Annotated in this window: 23 protein-coding genes; 15 read left to right on the top strand and 8 right to left on the bottom strand. The window is 40.6% G+C overall.

Features of this window, described 5'->3' with window-relative positions; all coding sequences use genetic code 11:
* Nucleotide 1: 1 nt before the first annotated feature.
* The 3 genes from ATK78_RS09775 to ATK78_RS09765 are packed head-to-tail and all read right to left on the bottom strand — an operon-like array spanning nucleotide 2 to nucleotide 5,469.
* A complete protein-coding gene (locus ATK78_RS09775) occupies nucleotides 2-1,528 on the bottom strand; it encodes a rhomboid family intramembrane serine protease (RefSeq protein WP_133575899.1) in 1,527 nt (508 codons plus the stop codon).
* Nucleotide 1,529: 1 nt separating this feature from the next.
* Complete coding sequence (locus ATK78_RS09770; protein WP_133575898.1) at nucleotides 1,530-2,279, bottom strand: class I SAM-dependent methyltransferase; 750 nt, start codon at nucleotides 2,277-2,279, stop codon at nucleotides 1,530-1,532.
* A gap of 1 nt (nucleotide 2,280) precedes the next feature.
* Complete coding sequence (locus ATK78_RS09765; RefSeq protein ID WP_133575897.1) at nucleotides 2,281-5,469, bottom strand: S41 family peptidase; 3,189 nt, start codon at nucleotides 5,467-5,469, stop codon at nucleotides 2,281-2,283.
* A gap of 161 nt (nucleotides 5,470-5,630) precedes the next feature.
* Between ATK78_RS09765 and ATK78_RS09760 the strand changes: the two genes are divergently transcribed.
* From ATK78_RS09760 to ATK78_RS09750, 3 genes are all read left to right on the top strand, one after another.
* Nucleotides 5,631-6,902, top strand: a complete 1,272-nt coding sequence (locus tag ATK78_RS09760) for a glycosyltransferase family 4 protein (RefSeq protein ID WP_133575896.1) — start codon at nucleotides 5,631-5,633, stop codon at nucleotides 6,900-6,902.
* A 10-nt stretch (nucleotides 6,903-6,912) separates the two neighbouring features.
* The gene (locus tag ATK78_RS09755) at nucleotides 6,913-7,662 is read left to right on the top strand and encodes a glycosyltransferase family 2 protein (protein ID WP_133575895.1); all 750 of its coding nucleotides are present in this window, start codon (nucleotides 6,913-6,915) and stop codon (nucleotides 7,660-7,662) included.
* Nucleotides 7,663-7,778: 116 nt separating this feature from the next.
* A complete protein-coding gene (locus tag ATK78_RS09750) occupies nucleotides 7,779-8,342 on the top strand; it encodes a type 1 glutamine amidotransferase domain-containing protein (RefSeq protein ID WP_133575894.1) in 564 nt (187 codons plus the stop codon).
* A gap of 83 nt (nucleotides 8,343-8,425) precedes the next feature.
* Here the strand turns inward: ATK78_RS09750 and ATK78_RS09745 are convergent, their stop codons facing one another.
* Nucleotides 8,426-9,142: a 3-ketoacyl-ACP reductase gene (locus ATK78_RS09745; RefSeq protein WP_133575893.1), complete on the bottom strand. Its 717-nt coding sequence runs from the start codon at nucleotides 9,140-9,142 to the stop codon at nucleotides 8,426-8,428.
* A 173-nt stretch (nucleotides 9,143-9,315) separates the two neighbouring features.
* A complete protein-coding gene (typA, locus tag ATK78_RS09740) occupies nucleotides 9,316-11,124 on the bottom strand; it encodes a translational GTPase TypA (protein ID WP_133575892.1) in 1,809 nt (602 codons plus the stop codon).
* A gap of 176 nt (nucleotides 11,125-11,300) precedes the next feature.
* Between typA and ATK78_RS09735 the strand changes: the two genes are divergently transcribed.
* From ATK78_RS09735 to ATK78_RS09725, 3 genes are read left to right on the top strand one after another with little or no spacing between them, the layout of a single operon-like run.
* Complete coding sequence (locus tag ATK78_RS09735) at nucleotides 11,301-11,513, top strand: hypothetical protein (protein WP_133575891.1); 213 nt, start codon at nucleotides 11,301-11,303, stop codon at nucleotides 11,511-11,513.
* Between the two features lie 3 nt (nucleotides 11,514-11,516).
* Entirely contained in the window at nucleotides 11,517-11,774 is a 258-nt protein-coding gene (locus ATK78_RS09730; protein ID WP_133575890.1) for a SemiSWEET transporter, read from the top strand.
* A 39-nt stretch (nucleotides 11,775-11,813) separates the two neighbouring features.
* Complete coding sequence (locus tag ATK78_RS09725) at nucleotides 11,814-12,470, top strand: oxidoreductase (protein WP_133575889.1); 657 nt, start codon at nucleotides 11,814-11,816, stop codon at nucleotides 12,468-12,470.
* Here the strand turns inward: ATK78_RS09725 and ATK78_RS09720 are convergent.
* Nucleotides 12,463-13,275, bottom strand: a complete 813-nt coding sequence (locus tag ATK78_RS09720; protein WP_133575888.1) for an alpha/beta hydrolase — start codon at nucleotides 13,273-13,275, stop codon at nucleotides 12,463-12,465. The two genes, ATK78_RS09725 and ATK78_RS09720, sit on opposite strands and share 8 nt — an antisense overlap.
* 139 nt (nucleotides 13,276-13,414) lie before the next feature.
* Between ATK78_RS09720 and ATK78_RS09715 the strand changes: the two genes are divergently transcribed.
* The 9 genes from ATK78_RS09715 to ATK78_RS09675 all read left to right on the top strand — a co-directional run bounded on the left by ATK78_RS09715 (nucleotide 13,415) and on the right by ATK78_RS09675 (nucleotide 20,750).
* Nucleotides 13,415-14,119, top strand: coding sequence for an esterase family protein (locus tag ATK78_RS09715; RefSeq protein ID WP_133575887.1), 705 nt, complete (start codon nucleotides 13,415-13,417; stop codon nucleotides 14,117-14,119).
* A 26-nt stretch (nucleotides 14,120-14,145) separates the two neighbouring features.
* On the top strand, nucleotides 14,146-15,249 hold the full coding sequence (locus ATK78_RS09710) for an ATP-grasp domain-containing protein (protein ID WP_133575886.1): 1,104 nt from the start codon (nucleotides 14,146-14,148) through the stop codon (nucleotides 15,247-15,249).
* 27 nt (nucleotides 15,250-15,276) lie between these two features.
* The gene (locus tag ATK78_RS09705) at nucleotides 15,277-16,383 is read left to right on the top strand and encodes a carboxylate-amine ligase (protein ID WP_133575885.1); all 1,107 of its coding nucleotides are present in this window, start codon (nucleotides 15,277-15,279) and stop codon (nucleotides 16,381-16,383) included.
* The gene (locus tag ATK78_RS09700; RefSeq protein WP_243732490.1) at nucleotides 16,380-17,216 is read left to right on the top strand and encodes a type 1 glutamine amidotransferase; all 837 of its coding nucleotides are present in this window, start codon (nucleotides 16,380-16,382) and stop codon (nucleotides 17,214-17,216) included. The genes ATK78_RS09705 and ATK78_RS09700 overlap by 4 nt, the downstream gene beginning before the upstream one ends.
* Nucleotides 17,213-18,400, top strand: a complete 1,188-nt coding sequence (locus ATK78_RS09695; protein WP_133575884.1) for a hypothetical protein — start codon at nucleotides 17,213-17,215, stop codon at nucleotides 18,398-18,400. The genes ATK78_RS09700 and ATK78_RS09695 overlap by 4 nt, the downstream gene beginning before the upstream one ends.
* A gap of 47 nt (nucleotides 18,401-18,447) precedes the next feature.
* Nucleotides 18,448-18,609 carry a FeoB-associated Cys-rich membrane protein gene (locus ATK78_RS09690; protein ID WP_317126197.1) on the top strand — a complete coding sequence of 54 codons (162 nt, stop codon included), beginning with the start codon at nucleotides 18,448-18,450 and terminating at the stop codon, nucleotides 18,607-18,609.
* 18 nt (nucleotides 18,610-18,627) lie between these two features.
* Nucleotides 18,628-19,218 (top strand): Crp/Fnr family transcriptional regulator, encoded by a 591-nt coding sequence (locus ATK78_RS09685; protein ID WP_133575883.1) that lies wholly within the window; start codon nucleotides 18,628-18,630, stop codon nucleotides 19,216-19,218.
* 88 nt (nucleotides 19,219-19,306) lie between these two features.
* The gene (locus tag ATK78_RS09680) at nucleotides 19,307-19,837 is read left to right on the top strand and encodes a YceI family protein (RefSeq protein ID WP_133575882.1); all 531 of its coding nucleotides are present in this window, start codon (nucleotides 19,307-19,309) and stop codon (nucleotides 19,835-19,837) included.
* A 37-nt stretch (nucleotides 19,838-19,874) separates the two neighbouring features.
* The gene (locus ATK78_RS09675) at nucleotides 19,875-20,750 is read left to right on the top strand and encodes a pirin family protein (protein WP_133575881.1); all 876 of its coding nucleotides are present in this window, start codon (nucleotides 19,875-19,877) and stop codon (nucleotides 20,748-20,750) included.
* A 54-nt stretch (nucleotides 20,751-20,804) separates the two neighbouring features.
* Here ATK78_RS09675 and ispF read toward each other — a convergent pair whose 3' ends face one another.
* Both ispF and porV read right to left on the bottom strand, forming a co-directional pair.
* Nucleotides 20,805-21,284 carry a 2-C-methyl-D-erythritol 2,4-cyclodiphosphate synthase gene (gene ispF, locus ATK78_RS09670; protein ID WP_133575880.1) on the bottom strand — a complete coding sequence of 160 codons (480 nt, stop codon included), beginning with the start codon at nucleotides 21,282-21,284 and terminating at the stop codon, nucleotides 20,805-20,807.
* Between the two features lie 32 nt (nucleotides 21,285-21,316).
* Nucleotides 21,317-22,495 carry a type IX secretion system outer membrane channel protein PorV gene (gene porV / locus ATK78_RS09665; protein WP_133575879.1) on the bottom strand — a complete coding sequence of 393 codons (1,179 nt, stop codon included), beginning with the start codon at nucleotides 22,493-22,495 and terminating at the stop codon, nucleotides 21,317-21,319.
* Nucleotides 22,496-22,767: the final 272 nt, after the last annotated feature.

The following is a 22,767-nucleotide window of genomic DNA, read 5'->3' as shown; positions in this document are numbered from 1 at the left end:
CCTAATCCATCTTTCTTAAAATCTCTGCCAATTCCATTTTCATTTTGTTGACTTCATTCATCTTCTTAGCGATCATGACCTGGTTTTGAGGATTTCCACTTTTGTAATCCTGATACAGCATTAACGAAACATGGTAGGCTTTCTGGGCGATTCTAGTTCTGTATTTACAGTCTATCTGATCTCTTTCTGTAAGTACCATCTTACTCATATTAGCTGTAACCGTTAAATTTCTTTGCCAAACGTCCAGTCCGTATTTTTTGATCCTGGATAACTTTTCATCCAATGGCAGATTCCTTTGAATGTAATAGATGTTACCAAACTCCAGATCATTTTTATTGAACTCATATTTCAATTTCGCATATTCTTCAATCTGGTACCGGTTTGAAAAGGTAAAAACAGCAAGACCAAAGATCAGGACAATTATCCCTGCCGTGAAGGATCTTTTAAGATCAGAGAACGCTTTATTTGCTATCGTTGTATTAAACAGCAGGTAACCGATCAGAAATCCGGAGAGCAGACCACCCAGGTGAGCCGCATTGTCTACCCGCTTGCTCATCGCACCATTGATGAGCATATAGGCAGTTAAAATCACGGTACTGATCAATAGTGCTTTATTTGCATTTTTTTCAAATGCATTGCTGATCAGTAATGCCAGGAAAGCACCAAACATCCCCATAATTGATCCGGAAGCACCTGCCATTAATCCCACTTCGTGAAAGCATATGCTAAGCAGGCCTCCGCATATTCCGCTCAGCAGGTATAGGCCAAGTGTTTTTAAGGATCCCAGTTTATTTTCAACCATCAGGCCGATATAGATCAGGGCATACATATTAAAAAATAAGTGGGAAAAAGATAAGTGGATAAACTGGTACGTGATCAACCGCCAAATTTCTCCAGAAAGCGCAAGCATTCTTGAGTTCGCTCCTAATGCCAGGTATACCTTTGTTAATATCTCTCCTGCATCTGCATCCCCGCCTTTTGCCTGTACTGCTCCTGCAAGGTATCCGATCAGCACAAACCCATACAAGATATTCAGATTAACAAGTATTGGTGTAATGAGGTAGCCTTTTTGCGGATAAAACAGGTAAAAGGCATTTTTAATCCTATCCTTGGCCCTTAATGGAGCCAGTTCAAAATAACTATCGTCATGGCTGGCAATGTGTTCCTGAAAACTTTCTATTCGTTCCTGCCAGATATCCTTTAAATGAAATTCAACGTATTCAAACTCATCAAAAAACTTTTGCAGGTTCTTATCGTTCTTTCCATAATCGGTAAATAAAAGCTGTACACCGATGCATTCACTTTTAAAGACTGCGAAATTAGAGGTAATGCGAATGGAGATCTCTTCACTATATGACTCCAGTGAGATCTTGGTATATGCAATAATTCCTGAGGCTGACAGATGGCTCAGCTTCCAGCCGAGATTTTCAATGGCCTGCTGAGCAATGATCAAATACCTGTCTGCCGGAAAATTACCCAGAGGGATATACTTTTCTACCTTTGGCGAATAGCCCCAGCGAATGGACATGTCAGGCTTTGCGTGCTTCTAAAATAATATAAGGAGACAATTGCCTGGAGTTAAACGGGAAAATCCTGGTGAACAGCTTTCCTGCAAGCCAAACCGTTTTTTTGAATGCACGTACACCTGCGGGCTTTTGTTTTTCATTTTCAAGCCAAATGCTAAAGTGTCCAAAATAGCGGGACTGGATCACATCTAATCCGGCTTCTTTACAGATGGATGCCAGCAGTTCAGGATCCATGCAGCTGATGTTGTGCTTATCGTAATTTTCCCGATCAAAAGACCTTTGAAACCAACCATTGAGCGCCTTAAAGTTTGGCAGGGTAATGAATAGCGTTCCTCCGGGTTTAACAAATGCAATGTGCCTGTTGATGATATCAGCAGTGTCGTTAAAATGTTCGATCAGCCCGCAAGAAAGCACGAGGTCAAATTGTGTTTCAGGCGTATAATTAAACAAATCTGTCTCCACGATATGGATATCGCTTTCCTTTAAATGATTTGCGCTGAGTAATGAATTGGTAACTGGCTGATGGACAAAATAATCCAGCAGGGTAACATCAAGCTTAAAATACTTTTTTAGAAAAACCGCATAATAGCCTGGAAAACCACCCAGTTCAATTGCTGTTTTTACATGCTGACCATTTATAATTTCTGCAAGCTGCTGATGAAACAGGTAGTTTGCAGGAATATTAACCGACAAACCGGTCTTGCTTTCCCAATAATTCACCCAAAATTGTCTGTCGGTTAACAGGTTATCCATATTATTTTTTTAAGTCTTTTAATATTTCTGAAACGGCGCGCTCTATCTGTGGATCTTTGTCTTCCAGTCTGTCTGCGAAAGAGGTTTTAACATAAATATCCGGAGCTACCCCTTCTTTTTCCAGGTCTTTACCAGACAGCGTGTAACATCCCCATGAAGGAAGGCGGTAAGAAGATCCATCTACCAGTCCTTTTGCGGAAGTAAAGATGATCCAGCGGTATGTTTCAGTTCCAATGATCTTACCTAGTTTTAGTTCTTTGAAACCTGCGGCGGTCATCTCTGCATCACTAAGTGACTGCTCATTGATCAGTAGTACAATTGGTTTGGCTGCCGGGGCAAAATTACTTTGAGGAGAAAGTTTACCGCCACGATACTTCCACTGCAAATATGGTCTTTGAGAAAGGAACTTCAGCACTTCATCGTGCACGTTACCACCGGTATTGTAACGCAGATCCAGGATTACGGCTTCTTTATTATTTTCCTGGGCCACCATATCCAGCAGGAAGCTTTCCAACTGGCCGCCACTCATGTTTTTCATGTAAGAATAGGCAATTCTATCGTTACCGAGTTGTTTTACACGTTCCCTGTTTTTGGCGATCCATTCGTCGTACAGATTACCACGAAGTGCACCGGAACTTTGAGGATGAATCTTTGCCGTTACCGATTTACCATCACGGGTTAGGGTAAGCAGAGTTTCCTGATCAATAGATGGCTTTGTAAAGTAATAATCACGATCTGTATTTTCATCAACACGAATTCCGTTAATGGCCGTTATTACGTCGCCAGGCCTTACGTTTACGTCTTTATGTCTGCCATTGCTTTTATCAACAACACGTGCCACCTTGAACGGATTGTCATCGGAAAAGATAATTCCGGTTTCATTGGTTACGTAGTTTAATGTTTTACGTTCTTCTGCTCCGGCACTGTTAAAGCCAAGGTGTGAAGAATTTAATTCGCCGAGCATATCATTTAAAAGGATCCTCAGATCTGTCCGGTTATTTACATAGGGCAGGTAGGCGGCATAGCGCTGCTGCATTTTTAACCAATCCAGACCATGGAAGTTTTCATCGTAGAAGTTTTCTTCCAGTCCGGCCCAGGTCTCATAGAACATTTGATTAAACTCTTTGCTCAGGTTGCGGTTAAACTTATAGCTCATTTCCAGGCGGTCCAGTTTATTCATGTCAATGTTGTATTTATTGATCACACCACGTACCAGTGCATAAAATTTACCGCCGGCTTCTACCATAGCCGCATCACCACCGTCGGATACTTTTTCTGTTTTATTATTTTCAAACGGTTCGATAATGATCCGGTAGATTGACGGAGCACCGCCTTCGTGATTTGAGCCAAAGAAAACATAGGTTTTATCTCCTTTAACAAAGATCTCTGAACCTTGCTGGGTACCAAATGCCGGACTGATCAGCTCAACACGGTCCATAATGTTTTGCGTATTGATCTCAATGGCATCTGAGGCTTTCGCTGTTTTAACCTCAGTTTTAGGCGCAGGGCTGGCCTTTTTTTCTGTTTTACTGATCTCAGGAGCGTCTTTTTTCTTGTCTTCAAAAAGTTCATCGAACTTATCACTGCGGTATGGCTGATCGTACTCATCCAAAGCCATTCTATAAACATGGCCATTTTCCATTCCAAAAGGATAAGAAGGTTTGGTACGCAGACTGGTAAAGAAAATATATTTTCCATCCGGAGACCATGCAGGGGCAGCTTCTGTTACGCCTGTATTGGTTAAATTAAGCGTTGTATTATTTTTAATGTGGTGGACAAAAATATCCTGTTCAAAATTACGGATGGCCGTAAACAATACATATTCACCATTAGGTGAAAATGATGGAGATGAATTCTGGAATGCCCAGATCTCATCTTTTACAACGGTCTTACTTTCGAGTGATTTTAGGTCCAATAGCCTCACTTCATCCCTGCCGCTTAAATAAACGGCTTGTGTACGTGCTTTATTAAATGAGATGTCCCTGTTGTTGCTGTTATCTTTAGTAAGCTGTTTACTGCTTCCTTTCCCATCTGCAGCAATACTGAACCAGTTTTGGTAGCCTTTATAGGTTTGGTTAAACAATAAGGTACGGTTATCTGAAAGCCATTTCACTTCCATTGCGCGCTCTGAAGGTGCATTTTGATCAGAAGCCCGTTCAATCCTGCTGATAAACTTTCCTTCTGCATCGCTAACAAAAAGTTCACCTCTGGAAATAAAGGCCAGCTTTTTTCCATCGGGAGACAGATCGAATGCCGTTATTGTTCCCCTGATATCAAATTCCTGTTCTTTTTCCAGGATGCTATTGCGTAGAATGCCGATGTTTATCTTTTCGCTTTTCTTAGAAGCTACATCATATAGATAAAGTTGATAATCTTTTTCAAATACTATTCTATTTCCTGATGCCGCAACGACAGGACGTTTTACTGATGTCTCAAAGTTTGTTAAACGCGTCTTTTTACCTGCGGTGAAGGTATACAGGTTAAATTCATCATTACCTTCATCAGAAGCAAAGAAGATATTTCCACTTTTATCTATACTTGCCCAAAAGTCTTTTCCTTTATAATCGGTGTATTGTTTATATGCTTTAGTTTTCGGATTATAAGATTGAATGTCCGGATTAAAGGCTCCTTTATATCGCTTACGTGCTGCGAAATTCTTGCTCTCCCAGGTATCATTAAAGAAGAGTTCCCCATTAGGTGCTTCTGCAATATTATGAGCGGTATTGAAGTAGTTTTCGAACAGACGGACTGCTGTGCCCCCATTTACTCCCACTTTATAAGCACTGTACATATTATAGCGCCCTGAAGTAAAGTAGATCGTTTTAGAATCCCAGCTCCAGTTGTCAACTTCATCTGCTGCATCGTTAAATGTTAACTGGCGAACTGTACCACCTGCTAAGGGTAAAATGTAGACATCATAGTTACCAAACTGGTTGGAAGAAAAGGCAAGCCACTTTCCGTCTGGTGAAACTTTGGGATTGATCTCGTCGCCCGGCATCGCTGTGATCCGGTTTGCTTCACCCCCTTTTGCAGGAACTTTCCACAAGTCTCCTTCAAAACTAAATACTACAGTCTGCCCATCTGGCGTTAATGCTGGGTAGGCGGCAAAATAAGTTTCATTTTGAGCGAATGTCACTGTTGAGCTAAGTAACAGTGCTGCAGTGATTGCATAAAATACTTTTTTCATCATGTGGTGGTTAATGGTAAGCGGTTTTAGCTGTTGCTGGTTTGATGAAAGCGAAAATACACAAGACTTTTAATAAAGGTTAAAATATTATGTAATTTTCGCCTGTTAATCCGTTAAAAAATTGGAAGAAGCCTGTAACGATTATTTTATCTAAGTTTGATCTGTTGAAAATTGTACACTTAAATACATACGAAGGTAATGGTGGTGCCGGAAGGGCTTGTTTACGGCTAAACGATGCATTAAATGCAAACGGAGCAGATTCCAGTGTGATGGTATACTTTCAGTTTAAGGAAAGCAGTAAAACCGGAACTTTCAGTAAAAATCCCTTTCAAAAAGCCAGGGCCATTATTCATATTTTAGCAGAACGCTATTTATCCAAAGCTGCGTCAAAGGCTGTTAAAACCCCTTTTTCATTGCAATGGTTTGGCAGTTCGGTGGTTAACCATCCTGCATTGAAGGATGCAGATGTAATCCACCTGCACTGGATTAACCATGGGTTTCTTTCTCCAAAATTTCTTGCCGAGCTGGATGAGCTGGAAAAACCAATTGTCTGGACCTTTCATGACAGCAATGCTTTTACCGGAGGTTGCCATGTCAGGTATTCTTGTGAAAACTACCATAAGGAATGCGGGTTTTGCCCTTTGTTAAAGCTTAGCGGCAAGGATGACATTTCTCATCAAACCTGGCTGAGGAAAAAGAAGGCGTACAATGAACTGAACTGTCACATTGTAGCACCGAGCAGATGGATGGCTTCTTCTGTAAAGCTGAGCAGCCTGATGGGCTTTAGAGAAGTAACTGTAATCCCGAATACGATAGAAACAGAGATCTTTAAACCGTATGTAAAGTCAGAGGCCAAGAAGATCTTAAAGATCAATCCGGATAAATTTGTATTAATGAGTGGCTTTATGCCCTCTAAAAATGACAAGCATAAAGGAACCTCTTACCTGATCGAGGCCTTAAATGACCTGGCTGCAAGACCTGGAATTGTGAAGGAAAATATTGAACTGGTTATTTTTGGGAACAAAGACAATACAGAGATGCCCGAGTTTCCATTTAAGACCACCTTTCTAGGTACGGTCAATAATGATGAGCATCTGGCCAAATGCTACTCTGCAGCAGACGTATTTATAACGCCCTCGCTGGAAGATAATCTTCCAAACACAGTGATGGAGAGCTTGTCCTGTGCCACGCCCGTAGTGGCCTTTAAAACAGGTGGGATTCCTGATATGGTGAAGCATCTGGAGAATGGGTACCTGGCAGAATATGAATCGTCTGAGGATCTTGCTACTGGAATAGAATGGCTATACCATGAAGAAAATGGCCCGGAGATTCAAAAAGAAGCGAGAAGGACCATATTAACTCAATTCTCTGAACGCGTTATTGCAGAAAAACACTTATTATTGTATCAATCACTGATTGATTTACAACCCCGCTGATCAAAACCCTATGCAGCCAAAGTTAAGTGTCATCACTATTGTTTACAATAACGTTAAGGATATTGAGCGCACTATGCTTTCTGTTCTGGGCCAAAGCTATCCGAATTTGGAGTATATCATTATTGATGGCGCCTCAAAAGACGGAACTTTAGAGCGGATTGAACTTTACAGGGGGAAATTTGCAAAGCTTGTTTCTGAGCCTGACAAAGGAATTTATGATGCCATGAACAAGGGGCTTGCATTGGCGACAGGTGAATATGTGTTGTTTATGAATTCTGGCGATGAATTGTATGACGCGGAAACGGTAAGTGATGTATTTGACACGGCAAATTCGGCAGATATTTACTATGGTGAGACGGAGATGTTTGATTCGGAATGGAAAAGCCTTGGGCAGCGGAGACATTGTGCTCCGGAAATCTTTAACTGGAGAAGTTTTAGATATGGGATGAACATCAGTCACCAGGCCATCTATGTAAAGCGCAGCCTTGCTAAACCTTTCGACATCAGCTACAAATACAGTGCTGATATTGACTGGATCATTAAAATTGCCAAAACTGCATCAAGCATTGTAAATACACACCGATATGTAGCTAAATACCTGGTTGGCGGCATTTCAAAGAAAAAACAACTGGCATCTTTAAAAGAGCGGTTCCGCATTTTTACAAAATATTATGGGCTGGTCCCCAACCTGATCAATCACGTCTTTATTGCCATAAACCTGGCACAATATTTCATCCGGCACCGGAGAACAAATGATTAGGTTATCAGGCTATTTTTACAAATTTTTCTAAACAATATTTCCCCAGGGATGTAGTAATTCATGTGCATCATCCATGCACAGCATATATTATTGGTTAAATCCTAAATTTTAATCTTATGGGACAATTAAATAACCGCAGCATTGCGGTATTATCAGAGAGTGGTTTTGAAGAGTCAGAGTTAACAAGCCCTGTTCAAAGATTATTGGAAGAAGGCGCTATTGTTCATATTATATCTTCAAAGGCAGGAAAGATCCAGGCTATGAAAGGAGATCATGAATGGACTATAACTGTAGATGTAGACAAAACACTGAATGAAGCGAATGCAGATGATTATAATGGCCTGCTGATACCCGGAGGCGTTCTGAATCCGGATGCATTAAGAAAAAATGAGGATGCCATTGCCTTTGTAAAAGCTTTCTTTGAAGCTGGAAAGCCTGTGGCTGCAATTTGCCATGGGCCGCAGGTTTTGATCACCGCTGAAGTGGTTGAAGGAAGAACGATGACCTCTACCAAAACGATAAAGATTGACCTGGTTAATGCAGGTGTAAACTGGGTAGATGAAGAAGTGGTTGTAGACCAGGGTCTGGTAACGAGCCGCAGTCCGGATGACCTTCCGGCATTTAACGACAAAATTGTTGAAGAATTTGCCGAAGGTGTTCATGATGGGCAGCATGCCTGATCATGAAGAACATTAATTTACGTCATCCTGAATCCATTCAGAAGTATTTCTTTAAAGAAGTTGGGATGACGTAAATTTATCTCTTATGGATTAGTAGACCAAAGGCCTGCTTCTTTAAGAAACACCCGTCGGTTTAACTTTAATTGAGCAACGATCAGTTCGGCAAAATCTTCTGGCTGCATAACCCGGTCCGGGTTGCCATCTGTTAACTTTAAATCTTTCGCCATATCTGTTCCAACTGTACTTGGCAACAAGGTACTCACCCGAATGTTGTGTTTGCGCACTTCCTGCATCAATGATTCAGACATTCCAATCAGTGCAAATTTAGATGCGCTATAAGCGCTGGTTACTGCTGCACCATTTTTGCCTGCGGTTGAAGAGATATTAATGATGTCTCCGGTTTTGCGTTCGATCATTTCCGGAAGTACCGCACGGGTTACGTAATAGGCACCAAACAGGTTAACTTTAACAATTTCTTCCCATCTTGATGGATCAAGTTCCATAAATGAACCAAAAGAAGCTATTCCAGCATTGTTAATTAGAATATCTATTGTTCCGAGTGAGGACTTTACCTGTTCAACGGCAGCATTTACGGCATTGATGTCAGATACATCAACGGCAGCAATAACTGTTTTAACGCCATATTGTTTTAACTCTTCAGTAACGTTCTGAAGGTCTGAAGCTGTTCTGGCCAGCAAACCAATGTTTACACCTTCTTGTGCAAGCGCAATGGCTATGGCACGTCCAATTCCTTTTCCAGCCCCTGTTATGATTGCAGTTTTTCCTTGTATTGATTCCATTTGTATTCCGATTAAACCCAAAGCTAAGAAAAAAAGGATGCCGGTTAAGATCCCCCATAAGTTATGACGTACAAATAGAAAAAGGCCTGCAAACTAAGTTTACAGGCCTTTTCATATAGGCGTTCTTTAAAGAATGCATTCAAAAGCTTTCTTAAAGATAAATAATGCGAAGATTATTGACCTCCGGATTTACCTTTAATTCTACGTTCTGCTTCTGTTAAATAGATTTTACGTAAACGCATGCTTAGCGGTGTAATTTCGATGTACTCATCAGCCTGGATGTATTCCATAGCCTCTTCCAGTGAAAATTTAATAGCAGGAGCGATACGGTTACTATCATCTGTACCAGATGCACGCATATTCGTTAATGCTTTTCCTTTTACAATGTTTACGACTAAATCGTTATCACGAATGTGCTCACCCATGATCTGACCTTCATAAACATCGACACCAGGATCAACAAAGAAGCGACCACGATCTTGCAGCTTATCGATTGAATATGCGGTTGTACTTCCTTTTTCCATAGAAACCAAAACTCCGTTTAACCTTCCAGGGATGGTACCTTTCCAAGGCTCGTAAGCTTTGAAACGGTGTGCCATAATGGCCTCTCCTGCTGTTGCAGTTAACACGTTATTTCTTAGTCCGATGATACCGCGGGCTGGAATTTCAAACTCCAGATGCTGAAGATCACCTTTAGGCTCCATAATTAACAATTCACCTTTACGCTGAGTTACCAATTCAATTACTTTACCTGCCACTTCACCCGGTACATCTACGATCAATGTTTCAATTGGCTCACATTTTTTACCGTCAATTTCTTTAACGATAACCTGTGGCTGACCTACCTGGATCTCGTATCCTTCACGACGCATGGTCTCGATCAATACGGATAAATGCAGAATACCCCTTCCATATACCAAATACGCATCAGGAGATTCGGTCTCAACCACTTTAAGGGCTAAGTTTTTCTCCATCTCTTTATATAAACGCTCTTTAATACGCTGAGAAGTAACAAATTTACCTTCTTTACCAAAGAAAGGTGAGTTGTTAATGGTGAAAAGCATGTTCATGGTAGGCTCATCAATTTTGATTACCGGCAGTTGTTCCGGAGCATCAAAATCAGCAATGGTATCACCAATATCAAATCCATCAATACCAACTACGGCACAGATATCACCTGATTTTACTTCTGTGGTACGGATCTTTCCTAAACCTTCGAAAGTATATAATTCTTTTACTCTTGATTTAACCATTTTACCGTCACGTTTGATCAAAGTAACCGGTTGGTTTTCTTTGATGCTGCCACGGTGAACACGTCCAACTGCAATACGGCCTACAAAAGACGAATAATCCAATGAAGTGATCTGCATTTGCAGTGTACCATCATTTACAGGAGCTGGAGGAATGTTGGCAACAACAGCATCTAACAATGCGAAGATATCAGTTGTTGGAACTTTCCAGTCTGTACTCATCCACCCTTGTTTAGATGAACCATAAATAACCGGGAAGTCTAACTGGTCTTCCGTTGCTTCAAGATTGAAGAACAATTCGAAGATCTGCTCATAAACCTCTTCCGGGCGACAGTTTTCTTTATCCACTTTATTTACTACCACGATTGGTTTAAGACCCAATGCAAGTGCTTTTTGTGTTACGAAACGGGTTTGAGGCATAGCACCTTCAAAAGCATCGCACAATAACAGTACACCATCGGCCATTTTCAATACGCGTTCTACCTCACCACCAAAATCCGCGTGACCAGGAGTATCAATAATGTTGATCTTAACATCTTTATACTGTACTGAAACGTTTTTTGATACGATGGTAATACCACGCTCACGCTCCAGGTCATTATTATCAAGTATTAAATCACCTGTTTGCTCGTTATCACGGAAGATAGAACAAGAGTGTAATATTTTGTCAACCAGCGTTGTTTTACCGTGGTCAACGTGTGCTATAATAGCTATGTTTCTTATTTTTTGCATAAAATGCGTGTAAATTTTGGCGCGAAGATAAGGTTTATTATCGAGATATCAGCGCTTTAGTCAAATATGTCTGTACAGAAAACGCTCTTTTTTTACAGTATTTCAATAATCAGTACCAAAGATTTAATAAACAATATTACTTAAAGCATGTTCTATTACTACATAAACCACCGCTCATGAATACTCAAAACATTGACCCGGAACAAAATAAGAAGGCAGGAACAGATATTCGATCTATCCCTGAGCACCAGCCTAAAACAGGTTTGGACAATTGGAATGAAAGGCTGGATGAAAACCTGGAACCTGAAAACCGTGCCGATCCTAATGCGGACGAACACGCAAAGGACTATTCTGATGCGCATGGAAGTGGCGACCAGTCTGACGAGTAGACCATGCAAACCGAGCTTATATTTGGACTTTCTGCAGGCATACTCACATCAGCCTCAACCATTCCGCAAGTAATAAAAACCATTAAAGAGAAGGATGTTGAACACGTATCTCCATTGATGTTTATTATTCTGTTGTGTGGAAACGGACTTTGGGTATATTATGGTTTACTCAAATCGGATCTTCCTATTACCATAACCAACAGCTTTTCGGTTCTTATGGATCTTACCATGCTATTCTTAAAATTTAGATATAAGAAATAAAACTCATTAAATATTGGCTAATCGTGATTAAATTGCAAAATGGATAAGAAAGCGATTTTACTTGGCGCAAGTGGATTAATTGGAGGCAGCTTATTAAAACAGCTGCTGGAGTGTCCGGATTATAGCGGGGTATTGGTTTTGGTAAGAAAAAAGTTAGATGTTGAGCACCCAAAACTGAAACAGTTAGTATTAGACTTTGACAACCTCAGCGCCCATGCGTCAGAGATTAAAGGCGATGTGGTTTTTTGCTGCCTGGGTACTACTAAAAGTAAGACTCCGGATGCCGCCCAATACCGGAAAATCGATTATCAATACCCACTGGATGTTGCAGCTATAGCACAGGCTAACGGTGCAGAGCACTATCATCTTGTGTCTTCTATGGGAGCTAATGCAGATTCCAGTATATTTTATACCAGAACTAAAGGCGAAGCAGAACGCGACCTTAAAGCCATTCCTTTTAAAAGCATTTATATCTATCGGCCCTCATTGCTGGATGGAGAACGAAAGGAAAGCCGCTTTGCCGAGAAGGTCATGATCTCTGTGATGCGTTTTATTAACCCGATCTTAACCGGGAAGCTAAAGAAATACAGGAGCATTAAGATTGAAAAGGTTGCTGCTGCGATGCTCAAAGAATCACTTACCAACAAGGAAGGCGTATTTATTCATCTTTCTGACCAGATAGAAGCACTTACTTAATACTGAAGGTCCAGGCCAGAAAAGCGGGAAAGGCTTTAGCCCAGGATGCTACATTATGCTGACCGCCTACCATCTCATAATAGAAAACATCATCTGGTCTTGTATACCCTTTATGCAGCAGTTCTTTTATAATATCTATGGTATCGTCTATGGAATCTATAATAAAATTACGGTTTCTATCGGCAGTTTCATCCTCCGTACCCGTCATTAACCAAAACTTAAGTGCCGGTTTACCTGAAGTTTCACGAATCACCTGGTGCATGATGCGGTCATTATCGGTATATGCATCTTTGAGGTCTTTTTTACGCCACCAGAAAGACCCTGAAAACACACCTACCGTATCAAAAGCATGTTCATTATTCCAGGCAATATCAAATGCACTCAGTCCGCCCAATGATGAACCTGCTAAAGCACGCTTACTATTAAACGGGATTTTTATAGTTTTATTTACAAAAGGAAGAAGTTCTTCCATCATAAAACGGGTGTATTCTGCAGCTTTTGAACCCCTGCCCAAAAAATCAGGTTCTCCTGCAACACCGTATTCCTGCAACCGATTCGCTCCAGACTTAACGGCAACTACCACAACCGGCCCAGTTTTGCCCTTTGCATAGAGTAGATTTAAAGTTTCTTCAACCTGCAGCTCAATCACATCCTGACCATCGTTTAATACCAACAATCCAACTTCTTCATTGCCAAGCAAGCCCGCGGGTGTAAGAATTTCCAATTCAACATCCCTCTTCAGGTAAATAGATTTAATCGTGTATTGATCTTTAACAACTTCGGGCACAAACATAGCGGTATACATAATTCAGCAATTTCTCTCTCACAAATTTGCTGCAAAGGTAGTATTCTACACTTAAAGTTCAGATTTACAACAACAATTAGCCTGTTCTTTGTGTTTAACCAGGTAATTCATTACCTTAAAAGCACCTAAACGTTATACCATGAAAGAAGAATATAAAAAGTGGTACAGTCCAAACCTGAACGGGGATTTTGAACTTTTAGCTTTTGGACATAGCGGACATCCTGTACTTCTCTTTCCAACCAGTATGGGCAGGTATTTTGAAAATAAAGATTTCAAAATGATCGAATCCATTCAATGGTTTATAGATGAGGGTAAGATCAAAGTGTATTGTGTAGACAGTATTGATAAACAAAGCTGGTACAATAAAGGCATTCATCCGGCAGACCGTGTAAAGAACCACATCTGGTATGATAAGCTTTTACTGGAAGAAGTAGTACCGATGGTTAGGCATGAAACGGGCCATTCGAGGATCATTACTGCAGGCTGCAGCTTTGGAGGTTACCATGCAGCAAATTTTGCATTCAGGCATCCCTGGCTGGTTAGCCATCTGTTTAGCTTAAGTGGTGCTTTTGATATGCGCTCACAGCTGGACGGATTTTACAGTGACGATGTTTACTTTAACAATCCGGTTGATTATTTACCAAATGACAGCAACCCGGAACTTTGGAATATGAAAATCATTCTGGGTACTTCAGACCGTGATATCTGTAAAGGTGAAAATGAGCGCCTTTCACAAATCCTCCGCAATAAAGGCATTGATCATTGGCTGGATATTCGGCAAAACGCAGACCATGACTGGCCAATCTGGCGAAAAATGCTTCCGGAATACTTATCAAAAGTGTAATATAAATAAATACAAAAGCTATAACTATGAAAAAAATTGGAATCTTATTTGGTAAGGAAAGATCATTTCCGGAAGCATTTGTAAAGCGTGTTAATGAAATTGCAGGCGATGAAATCCGTGCTGAATTTGTTAGTATCGATAAAATTTTCCAGGCAGAGCCATTGGATTATGCAGTGATCATAGACCGGATCTCTCAGGATGTTCCATTTTACCGTGCTGCCCTTAAAAATGCAGCTATAACGGGAACTGCTGTGATCAATAATCCTTTTTGGTGGAGTGCTGATGAGAAATTCTTTAACAATGCCCTTGCCGTTAAGCTTGGTGTTCCGGTGCCTAAAACAGCTTTGATCCCTTCGTATGATCAACCTGACGATACTTCAGACGCCTCATTCAGCAACCTGGCATTCCCTATGGATTGGGAAACCATTTTTGAATATACCGGTTTTCCTGCCTATATGAAACCGTTTGATGGCGGCGGCTGGAAAGAGGTTTATAAATTACATGATAAAGAAGATTTTTTTGATAAGCATAGCCAAACCAAACAAACCGTAATGATGCTTCAGGAAGAGATTGTTTTTGATGAATATTACCGGTGTTACTGTATTGGCGGCAAGTACGTGAAAATTATGCAGTATGAACCACGTAATCCATTTCATTTGCGGTACCACGTAGATACTCCTCCATCCAGTGAGAAACTACTAAAGACCATTCATGATCATGTGCTAAAACTGAACAAGTATTTGGGCTATGACTTTAATACTGTTGAATTTGCCGTTCGCGATGGTATACCGTATGCGATTGATTTCTGCAACCCTGCACCTGATGCTGAAGTTACCAGCGTTGGGCTGGAAAACTTTGAATGGGTTGTTGAAACGGCCGCTCAATATGCTATTGAACGGGCGAAAGCACATGTTGATGGCCAGGACAATTTAACCTGGGGCGAATATGTTAAAACAGCTGCTTCCGGATTGCCGCTAACGGCAAAACCTATTGCTAAAACAGCAACTAAACCTGCCAAAGCTTTTTTAGCTGAAACTGCCGCACCTGCAAAGAAAGTTACAACCGCAAAGAAAGCCGCACCTGTAAAAAAGGCTGCACCCGTTAAGAAAGCTGCTCCTGTAAAGAAATAATGGTATAAATACCAAAAAACAACCGAGATGATAAATAAATTTACGCTTGGCATAGAGGAAGAATACATGGTCATTGACCCTGTTACCCGGGAGCTAACCTCTCATGACCAAAAGATAGTTGAGGCTGCGCAAAAAATACATAAGGACCAGGTTAAAGCAGAGATGCACCAGGCTGTTGTAGAAGTGGGCACAGGCATTTGCAAGAATACTGACCAGGCGCGTGCAGAGATCTCCCAATTGCGGTATACCGTTTCTCAGCTTGCCGGAGAACAGGGACTCCGCATTGGTGCTGCCGGCACCCATCCCTTTTCACATTGGGAAAAACAGCTGATCACGGAGCATCCGCGGTATAGTGAGATTGTAAATGAACTACAAGAGGCTGCCCGTTCTAACCTGATCTTTGGATTACATGTGCATGTAGGCTTCCAATCGCGTGAACTTGCTATTCATATCGCCAACCAGGTGAGATACTTTTTGCCGCATGTTTTTGCACTTTCTACCAATTCTCCTTTTTGGGAAAGCAGAAATACAGGCTATAAATCTTTCCGGACCAAAGTATTTGATAAGTTTCCAAGAACAGGGATTCCTGATATCTTTAACAGCATTGAAGATTACGACAATTATGTTAAGCTATTAATTAAAACCAATAGCATTGACAATGCAAAGAAAATATGGTGGGACATCCGGGTACATCCATTTTTTGAGACCATAGAGTTCAGAATTTGTGATTGTCCAATGTTAATTGATGAAACGATGGCTTTTGTAGCCCTTTTTCAGTGTCTTTGTGCCAAGCTGTATAAACTCCGCCTGCAAAACATGAAATTTATCAGCTATTCCAGGGCACTCATCAATGAAAACAAATGGCGTGCTGCCCGTTATGGCATAGATGGCAACTTAATTGACTTTGGAAAAGAAATGGAAGTGAACTGCAGAAACCTGATCCTGGAGCTTCTTGATTTTATTGACGATGTTGTTGATGGCCTGGGCTGCAGAAATGAGATCAACTATGTTTTGAAGATCCTTGAAAATGGAACTGGTGCAGACAGGCAATTGGCGGTTTACGCACAAAGTGGTAACTTTGAATCGGTTGTAGATTACATTACCAGTCAGACATTAATCGGAGCAAAGATTTGAGCATAACAGAAAGAACCATTCGGACCGCCGTAATTGACATGAATAACGGAACACCCAACCAGGGTATGCGTGGAATTCTGGAAATCCTTTCCCGTTACCGGGATGACACGGGTATTGATCTGCGTTATGATATTTTTGATTTAAGGCAAAAGGCTGAAATACCAGATGATGGTTATGATGTCTATATTTCGAGTGGCGGCCCTGGAAGCCCCTATGACGGTGAAGGCCAGCAATGGGAAGCAGACTTCTTTAATTTACTGGATAAAATTGAAGCCCATAATGTGGTTAACGAACAGAAAAAATTTGTATTTCTGATCTGTCATTCCTTCCAGATGGGCTGTAGAAAATACCAGGTTGGCCAGGTGATCCGAAGAAAATCAACTGCTTTTGGCATCTTTCCTGTTTTTTTAACAGAAGAAGGTGAAGATGAAATTGTTTTCAATGGTTTACCAAATCCTTTTTATACGGTTGACAGCCGGGACTGGCAGGTAGTAAATCCAGACGATGTTCCATTTTCCAATCCTGAATCAAAAGTCCTGGCGCTTGAAAAAGAACGCCCCCATGTCGATTTGGAACGCTGTGTTATGTCTGTACGCTTTACCGATGAGATCATTGGCACTCAATTTCATCCGGAGGCTGATCCTGAAGGAATGAAAATGTACTTATTGCAGGAAGATAAAAAGAAGGTTATTATTGAAAACCACGGTGAACAAAAATATATGGATATGCTGTTAAGCCTCGACAATCCTGACCACATTAAGCTTACACAACAGATTATTTTACCGAATTTTTTAAACGAGGCTGTTAATGCCTTGCAGGATGCATCCTTATGATCAGCAAATACAGGGATTTCTTTAACAACAGCTTTTCTGAAGAGAAGTATTCGGACTTTTTAAAAAGCCTGAACGCCGGGTTCCCGCCAATTCCTTTTCGTGTTGCCGAAACCCCGGTATTTATACCGGCAGATTTAAAACAAAAACTGGTTGATGCAGGCTCCGAGATCATAAAGCTCATCAAGAGACCTGATTTTAAACAGCTGACCGATGGTTCTGTACCTGCTGAATGGAATGTACCAAATGAAAATGACCATCCGCACTTTTTAACCTTCGATTTTGGGGTGTGTAAAGATCCGAATGGGCACCTGGTGCCTAAACTCATAGAAATGCAGGGCTTTCCATCGCTATATGGGTTTCAGCTGCACCTGGCACAAGAATACAAAAAATGCTTTAATCTTCCAGACAATTTATCCCCTCTATTTGATGGAGTTAACGGGCCTTATTATATCGAGCTGCTCAAAAAAGTTATATTGGGAAATTGTGAGCCTTATGAAGTTGCGTTGATGGATGTAGATGCGCCCGATCAAAAAACTTCGATAGACTTTTTCATTACACAAAAATACCTTGGCATTAAAATCTTAAGCCTTACTGATATTTTTAAGGAGGGAAAATCACTGTTTTACCAGGATGGCGATAGAAAAGTAAGGCTGAAGCGGATCTACAACCGGTTGATCTTTGATGAGGTAACTGACAGAACGGATGTATTTAAATCCTGTTTTGACCCAAGAGAAGAACTGGACATAGAATGGGTTACACATCCAAATTGGTTTTACAGGATCAGCAAGTATACCATGCCCTTTTTAAAAAGTGAGTTTGTTCCGGAATCACTTTTCCTAAAAGACTTAAAAGTTATACCTTCTGATTTGGAAAACTACGTGTTAAAACCACTCTTTTCATTTGCCGGACTGGGTGTAATTATTGATGTAAAAAAAGAAGACATTGATCAGGTGAAAGATCCGGAGAACTGGATATTGCAGCGAAAAGTGAATTATGAACCTGCAGTTAAAGCTTTAAGTGATGGTGTAAAAGCAGAGATCCGCTTAATGTACTTATGGCCTGATGAAGGAGAACCTATATTGTGCATTAATTTAGCCCGCCTGAGCAGGGGAAAAATGATTGGTGTAAGGTACAATAAAGATTTTGACTGGGTGGGCGGTACTGTTGGATTAATGGAACAGTAAATTGACATTTGAAAGACCTGCATGCTGCGGGCTTTAATTATTTTTGTATGATGGACATTCAAATCCTTTTAGTTGTTTTATTATTCATTGCAGCCCTGTTCTATATCGGCCGCATGATCTATCGCGCTGCATCACCTAAAAGCGGCGGCTGTGCTTCTAATTGTAAATGCGGTGTTGACTTTTCAACAATCAATCCTGATAAAAAATAGATTTTATCTATAACCGCTATGCTCGAAGTCTTTAAGAACTATTTACAAAAGAAGGTTTCTATAACTGATGAACAGTTTAACCTGATCTCCGGCCGGTTGAGAGTGAAAAATTTCGACAAAAATGAGATGATCGTGATGAAGGGGGAAACTGCGGCACAGACCTTTTTTGTTTTAAGCGGGCTGCTGCGCAGCTATTCTATAGACAGCAAAGGTAAAACACACATTATCCAGTTTGCACCTGAGCAATGGTGGATCAGTGAGCGAAACGGTCTTTTTTTTAACGAAGCCTCTGATTTCTTCCTGGATGCAATTGAGCCTACGCAGGCGATTTTAGTCCCCAAAGACTTCTTTAATGAATCTGCTAAGCATGTTCCCTGCATCAACGACCTCAACAACACGATGCTGAACAACTCTATCCGGTTTATGCAGAAGCGCATTAACATGCTGCTGAGTGCCACAGCTGAAGAACGCTATCTCAATTTCATTTTATTATATCCTAATTTAACATTAAGGGTTCCTCAATGGATGATTGCTTCCTACTTAGGTATTACACCTGAATCACTTAGCCGGGTCCGTAAAGATTTGGCCCATAAGCACTTTAAACCTTAGCATTTTTCTTACCATAGGTCAATGCCAGTTCTATAATGTTGCTGTACTTTTGTGTTACAATAAAAGAACAACTTAAAAAAACAATATTATGGCAACTACAAAATGGACATTAGATCCAACACACAGCGAGTTACAATTTAAAGTAAAACACTTAATGATCACTACTGTAACTGGTAGCTTAAGTATTTTCAATGCATCGTTAACCACTGAATCAGATGATTTCGAAAACGCATCAGTTTCTTTTGAAGCGGAAACCAACTCTATTGAAACCGGAAACACAGACCGCGATAACCACTTAAAGAGCGGTGATTTCTTTGATGCAGAAACTTTTCCAAAGATCAGCTTTGAATCTACTTCATTAACCAAAGACGGTGATGATTATAAATTAGAAGGAAGCCTAACGGTTAAAGGAAACACGAAACCTGTAAAATTAAATGTAGAGTTTGGCGGTATTGCAACAGATCCATGGGGAAATACAAAAGCTGGTTTTACATTAAGCGGTAAAATAAACAGGGCTGAGTTTGGTTTAACCTGGAATGCAGCATTAGAAACAGGCGGTGTTATGGTTAGTGAGGATGTAAAGATTGCTGGTGAATTACAATTCGTAAAACAAGCGTAAGCAAATACACAAGCATCCAGTCAAAATAGGAGACAAAATGGAAGCGAATAATAAATCTGTGTCGGCCGTTTTAAACGCGCCGGCACCTCATATGGTTGGCGACGGGTTTAGGGTACATAATTTTTTCCCAAGCGGGTATAGAATAAAAATGAGCCCTTTCTTTATGCTTGACTATAACTCTAAAATTGAGTTTTCTGCAAGGAATGAACCTCGTGGCGTTGGCGTACATCCGCACCGCGGGTTTGAAACCGTTACCATAGCCTACCATGGGGCGGTAGCACACCATGACAGTGCAGGAAACAGTGGAATTATTTATCCCGGAGATGTGCAATGGATGACTGCAGCCAGCGGAATTCTGCATAAAGAATATCACGAAGAAGAATTTAGTAAAAAGGGCGGTGCTTTTCAGATGGTTCAGTTGTGGATCAACTTACCGGCGAAATATAAAATGAGTACTCCAAAGTACCAGGATATCCAGCATTCCAGGATGGCGAAATACCAATTACCGGACAATGCCGGGATCATTGAGGTCATTGCTGGTGAGTATCATGGATTAGCAGGTTCTGCGAGTACATTTTCAGCACTTCATTTATTTAATGCGAAGCTGAATAAAGGCGGAAAAGCAACATTCAGTTTCCCTTCCAGCTACAATACTGGATTTTTGATCATTGAAGGAGGAATAAAAATTAATGGAAAAGAGACCGCCGCTACAGATCAGTTTGTACATTTTACCAATAGCGGTTCCGAAATTGAAATTGAAGCCTTAGAAAACAGTGTAATATTGGTGCTAAGCGGTGAGCCGATCGACGAGCCGATTGCACAATACGGGCCTTTTTTAATGAATACTGCTGAAGAGATACAACAGGCACTCAGTGATTATAACCAGGGTAAATTCGGTTATTTAGAAGAATAATACCATGTTGATTTTTAAGTAAGCCGGATAAAAGCAATTGCTTTCCCGGCTTTTTTAGTTTTTCTCGATCAGGCATACGGCATAGGCCACAACACCTTCTTCCCTACCTATAAAGCCCATCATTTCATTGGTGGTCGCTTTTATTGAAATATCATCAACCGGGATGCCAATTGCTTCAGAAATATTCTGCTGCATGGCAGGAATGTGTGGATTGATCTTTGGTGCTTCTAAACAAAGCATGGCATCGATGTTGCCAATTTCCCACCCTTTGTTACGTATTAGCTTTACTGTTTCCTGAAGGAGAATGATGCTGCTGATCCCTTTCCACTGCGGATCTGTATTTTTAAAATGAAAGCCAATATCCCTTAAGTTGGCAGCACCTAAAAGTGCATCACAAATGGCATGCAAGAGTACGTCTGCATCAGAATGGCCAAATGCACCCTTATGATGTTCTAAATTTACACCACCTATAAAAAAGGGATGATTGTCTTTTAACTGGTGTACATCAAACCCAAAACCTACCTTGATCTTCATCTATTTTTATATTACTAAATTATATTATCATCCTATTTATTATCGCCCATATTGAACAGCAAGGTAAACCTGATGGTATTTGCAAGCGGGCTGCTTTGCGTATTTGCCAGCAAATATGAAAAATCTATATTGAATACATTGTACTTTAACCCTGCGCCTACGGTAAAATATCTTCGGTCGCCTTTAATGGGATTTTCATAAAAATAACCTGCGCGGAATGCAAATTGCTGGTTGTACCAGTATTCAATTGCAGCGGCTATATTAACTTCCTTAAGTTCTTCCTTAAATCCGCCAGGAGCATCTGTAAACGATCCGAATATCCCGGCTGGTACAGAGCGATCAGGATCCTTACCTGCAATTATTTGTCCGCTTTGGTCATAAACAGGCTGTGTTGGCACCAGGAGTTTATTAAAGTCCAGCGCAAAAGTAAACTGATTATAATCATCGATGAGAAAGGTTGATGCCCCACCTATTTTGAGGTTTGTTGGAAGAAAGTTCTTTATCCCCCCATCAGTATAGCTAATCTTTGTTCCGATATTAGAGATGTTTGTTCCTGCAGATAGTATAGCATCTTTACCTAAAAAGATGGTATTCTTTTTATAATACGCAGAAATATCTACAGCCACGGCAGAGCCGGGACGCGTCTGCTGCCCCATGGAGACTTGTCCGGAAGAAAGGTTTGAATAAATATAACGCATAGATGTTCCCAATGAAAAAGAATCGCCGAATCTTCTGGCATACGTAAAATCAAGTGCAAGCTCATTTGGACTATAAACACCCATGTCATTCTTATTGACATCTACAAATTGTATCTCACCCAGGGAAAAAAAGCGGAGTGAAGTTCCGATTGTACTCACTTCATCCAGCCGGTAAAAACCGCTTAAGTAAGCCAGGTTAATATCCGGAACCAGGCTTTTTAACCAGGGGCTGTAAGACAGGGCAAAACCAGATTGCTTATCTAAGAAAGCGAGCTTAGCCGGATTTATGCTCATGGCGTTGGCATCCGGCTGCACGGCAACACCTGCATCACCCATACTTCCTGCCCGCGCATCAGGGGCAATTAATAAAAAGGGGACGGCAGTAATGATGTTATTGGATTCACTGCCATTGGTTTGAGTACCTGCTGGCACAACCTGAGCGAATAATTCAGCAGAAACCGGTAGTAAACATAAAATACACAATACCAATCTTACTAAATTCCTCAAACTCATTTTCCTCAAAAAATTAACTACTTATCGTTGCAAGTTAACATAGTGTTTATAAAATTCAAAGTATTCAGGTAATTCCAGGCAAAAGTTTACATTTAGGCTAATTTAAACTTGAAAAACTGACACTCCTCCAGGTGATTTATGTTTATCAGGGGTTAATTCTATTTATTAAAAAGATTATTTGCAGGATAATTATTTTTTTATGTACTTTTAACACGTATAGAAATAGATAAAACTTACCGATGAAGTTATATGTTCTTTGATTAAGATAATCT

This window comes from Pedobacter metabolipauper (assembly GCF_004362715.1).
GTDB classification, from domain to species: Bacteria; Bacteroidota; Bacteroidia; order Sphingobacteriales; family Sphingobacteriaceae; genus Pedobacter; species Pedobacter metabolipauper.
This window is presented reverse-complemented; position numbering and strand designations above follow the sequence as displayed.

What these genes read in the sequence shown, in the direction of transcription:
- ATK78_RS09690 (WP_317126197.1), top strand. Translation starts at nt 18,448, where the DNA reads ATGATGGACATTCAAATCCTTTTAGTTGTTTTATTATTCATTGCAGCC.
- ATK78_RS09770 (WP_133575898.1), bottom strand. Translation starts at nt 2,279, where the DNA reads ATGGATAACCTGTTAACCGACAGACAATTTTGGGTGAATTATTGGGAA.
- ATK78_RS09775 (WP_133575899.1), bottom strand. Translation starts at nt 1,528, where the DNA reads ATGTCCATTCGCTGGGGCTATTCGCCAAAGGTAGAAAAGTATATCCCT.
- ATK78_RS09765 (WP_133575897.1), bottom strand. Translation starts at nt 5,469, where the DNA reads ATGATGAAAAAAGTATTTTATGCAATCACTGCAGCACTGTTACTTAGC.
- ATK78_RS09695 (WP_133575884.1), top strand. Translation starts at nt 17,213, where the DNA reads ATGATCAGCAAATACAGGGATTTCTTTAACAACAGCTTTTCTGAAGAG.
- ATK78_RS09710 (WP_133575886.1), top strand. Translation starts at nt 14,146, where the DNA reads ATGAAAAAAATTGGAATCTTATTTGGTAAGGAAAGATCATTTCCGGAA.
- ATK78_RS09725 (WP_133575889.1), top strand. Translation starts at nt 11,814, where the DNA reads ATGGATAAGAAAGCGATTTTACTTGGCGCAAGTGGATTAATTGGAGGC.
- ATK78_RS09750 (WP_133575894.1), top strand. Translation starts at nt 7,779, where the DNA reads ATGGGACAATTAAATAACCGCAGCATTGCGGTATTATCAGAGAGTGGT.
- porV (WP_133575879.1), bottom strand. Translation starts at nt 22,495, where the DNA reads ATGAGTTTGAGGAATTTAGTAAGATTGGTATTGTGTATTTTATGTTTA.
- typA (WP_133575892.1), bottom strand. Translation starts at nt 11,124, where the DNA reads ATGCAAAAAATAAGAAACATAGCTATTATAGCACACGTTGACCACGGT.
- ATK78_RS09755 (WP_133575895.1), top strand. Translation starts at nt 6,913, where the DNA reads ATGCAGCCAAAGTTAAGTGTCATCACTATTGTTTACAATAACGTTAAG.
- ATK78_RS09705 (WP_133575885.1), top strand. Translation starts at nt 15,277, where the DNA reads ATGATAAATAAATTTACGCTTGGCATAGAGGAAGAATACATGGTCATT.
- ATK78_RS09715 (WP_133575887.1), top strand. Translation starts at nt 13,415, where the DNA reads ATGAAAGAAGAATATAAAAAGTGGTACAGTCCAAACCTGAACGGGGAT.
- ATK78_RS09735 (WP_133575891.1), top strand. Translation starts at nt 11,301, where the DNA reads ATGAATACTCAAAACATTGACCCGGAACAAAATAAGAAGGCAGGAACA.
- ATK78_RS09730 (WP_133575890.1), top strand. Translation starts at nt 11,517, where the DNA reads ATGCAAACCGAGCTTATATTTGGACTTTCTGCAGGCATACTCACATCA.
- ispF (WP_133575880.1), bottom strand. Translation starts at nt 21,284, where the DNA reads ATGAAGATCAAGGTAGGTTTTGGGTTTGATGTACACCAGTTAAAAGAC.
- ATK78_RS09745 (WP_133575893.1), bottom strand. Translation starts at nt 9,142, where the DNA reads ATGGAATCAATACAAGGAAAAACTGCAATCATAACAGGGGCTGGAAAA.
- ATK78_RS09685 (WP_133575883.1), top strand. Translation starts at nt 18,628, where the DNA reads ATGCTCGAAGTCTTTAAGAACTATTTACAAAAGAAGGTTTCTATAACT.
- ATK78_RS09680 (WP_133575882.1), top strand. Translation starts at nt 19,307, where the DNA reads ATGGCAACTACAAAATGGACATTAGATCCAACACACAGCGAGTTACAA.
- ATK78_RS09720 (WP_133575888.1), bottom strand. Translation starts at nt 13,275, where the DNA reads ATGTATACCGCTATGTTTGTGCCCGAAGTTGTTAAAGATCAATACACG.
- ATK78_RS09675 (WP_133575881.1), top strand. Translation starts at nt 19,875, where the DNA reads ATGGAAGCGAATAATAAATCTGTGTCGGCCGTTTTAAACGCGCCGGCA.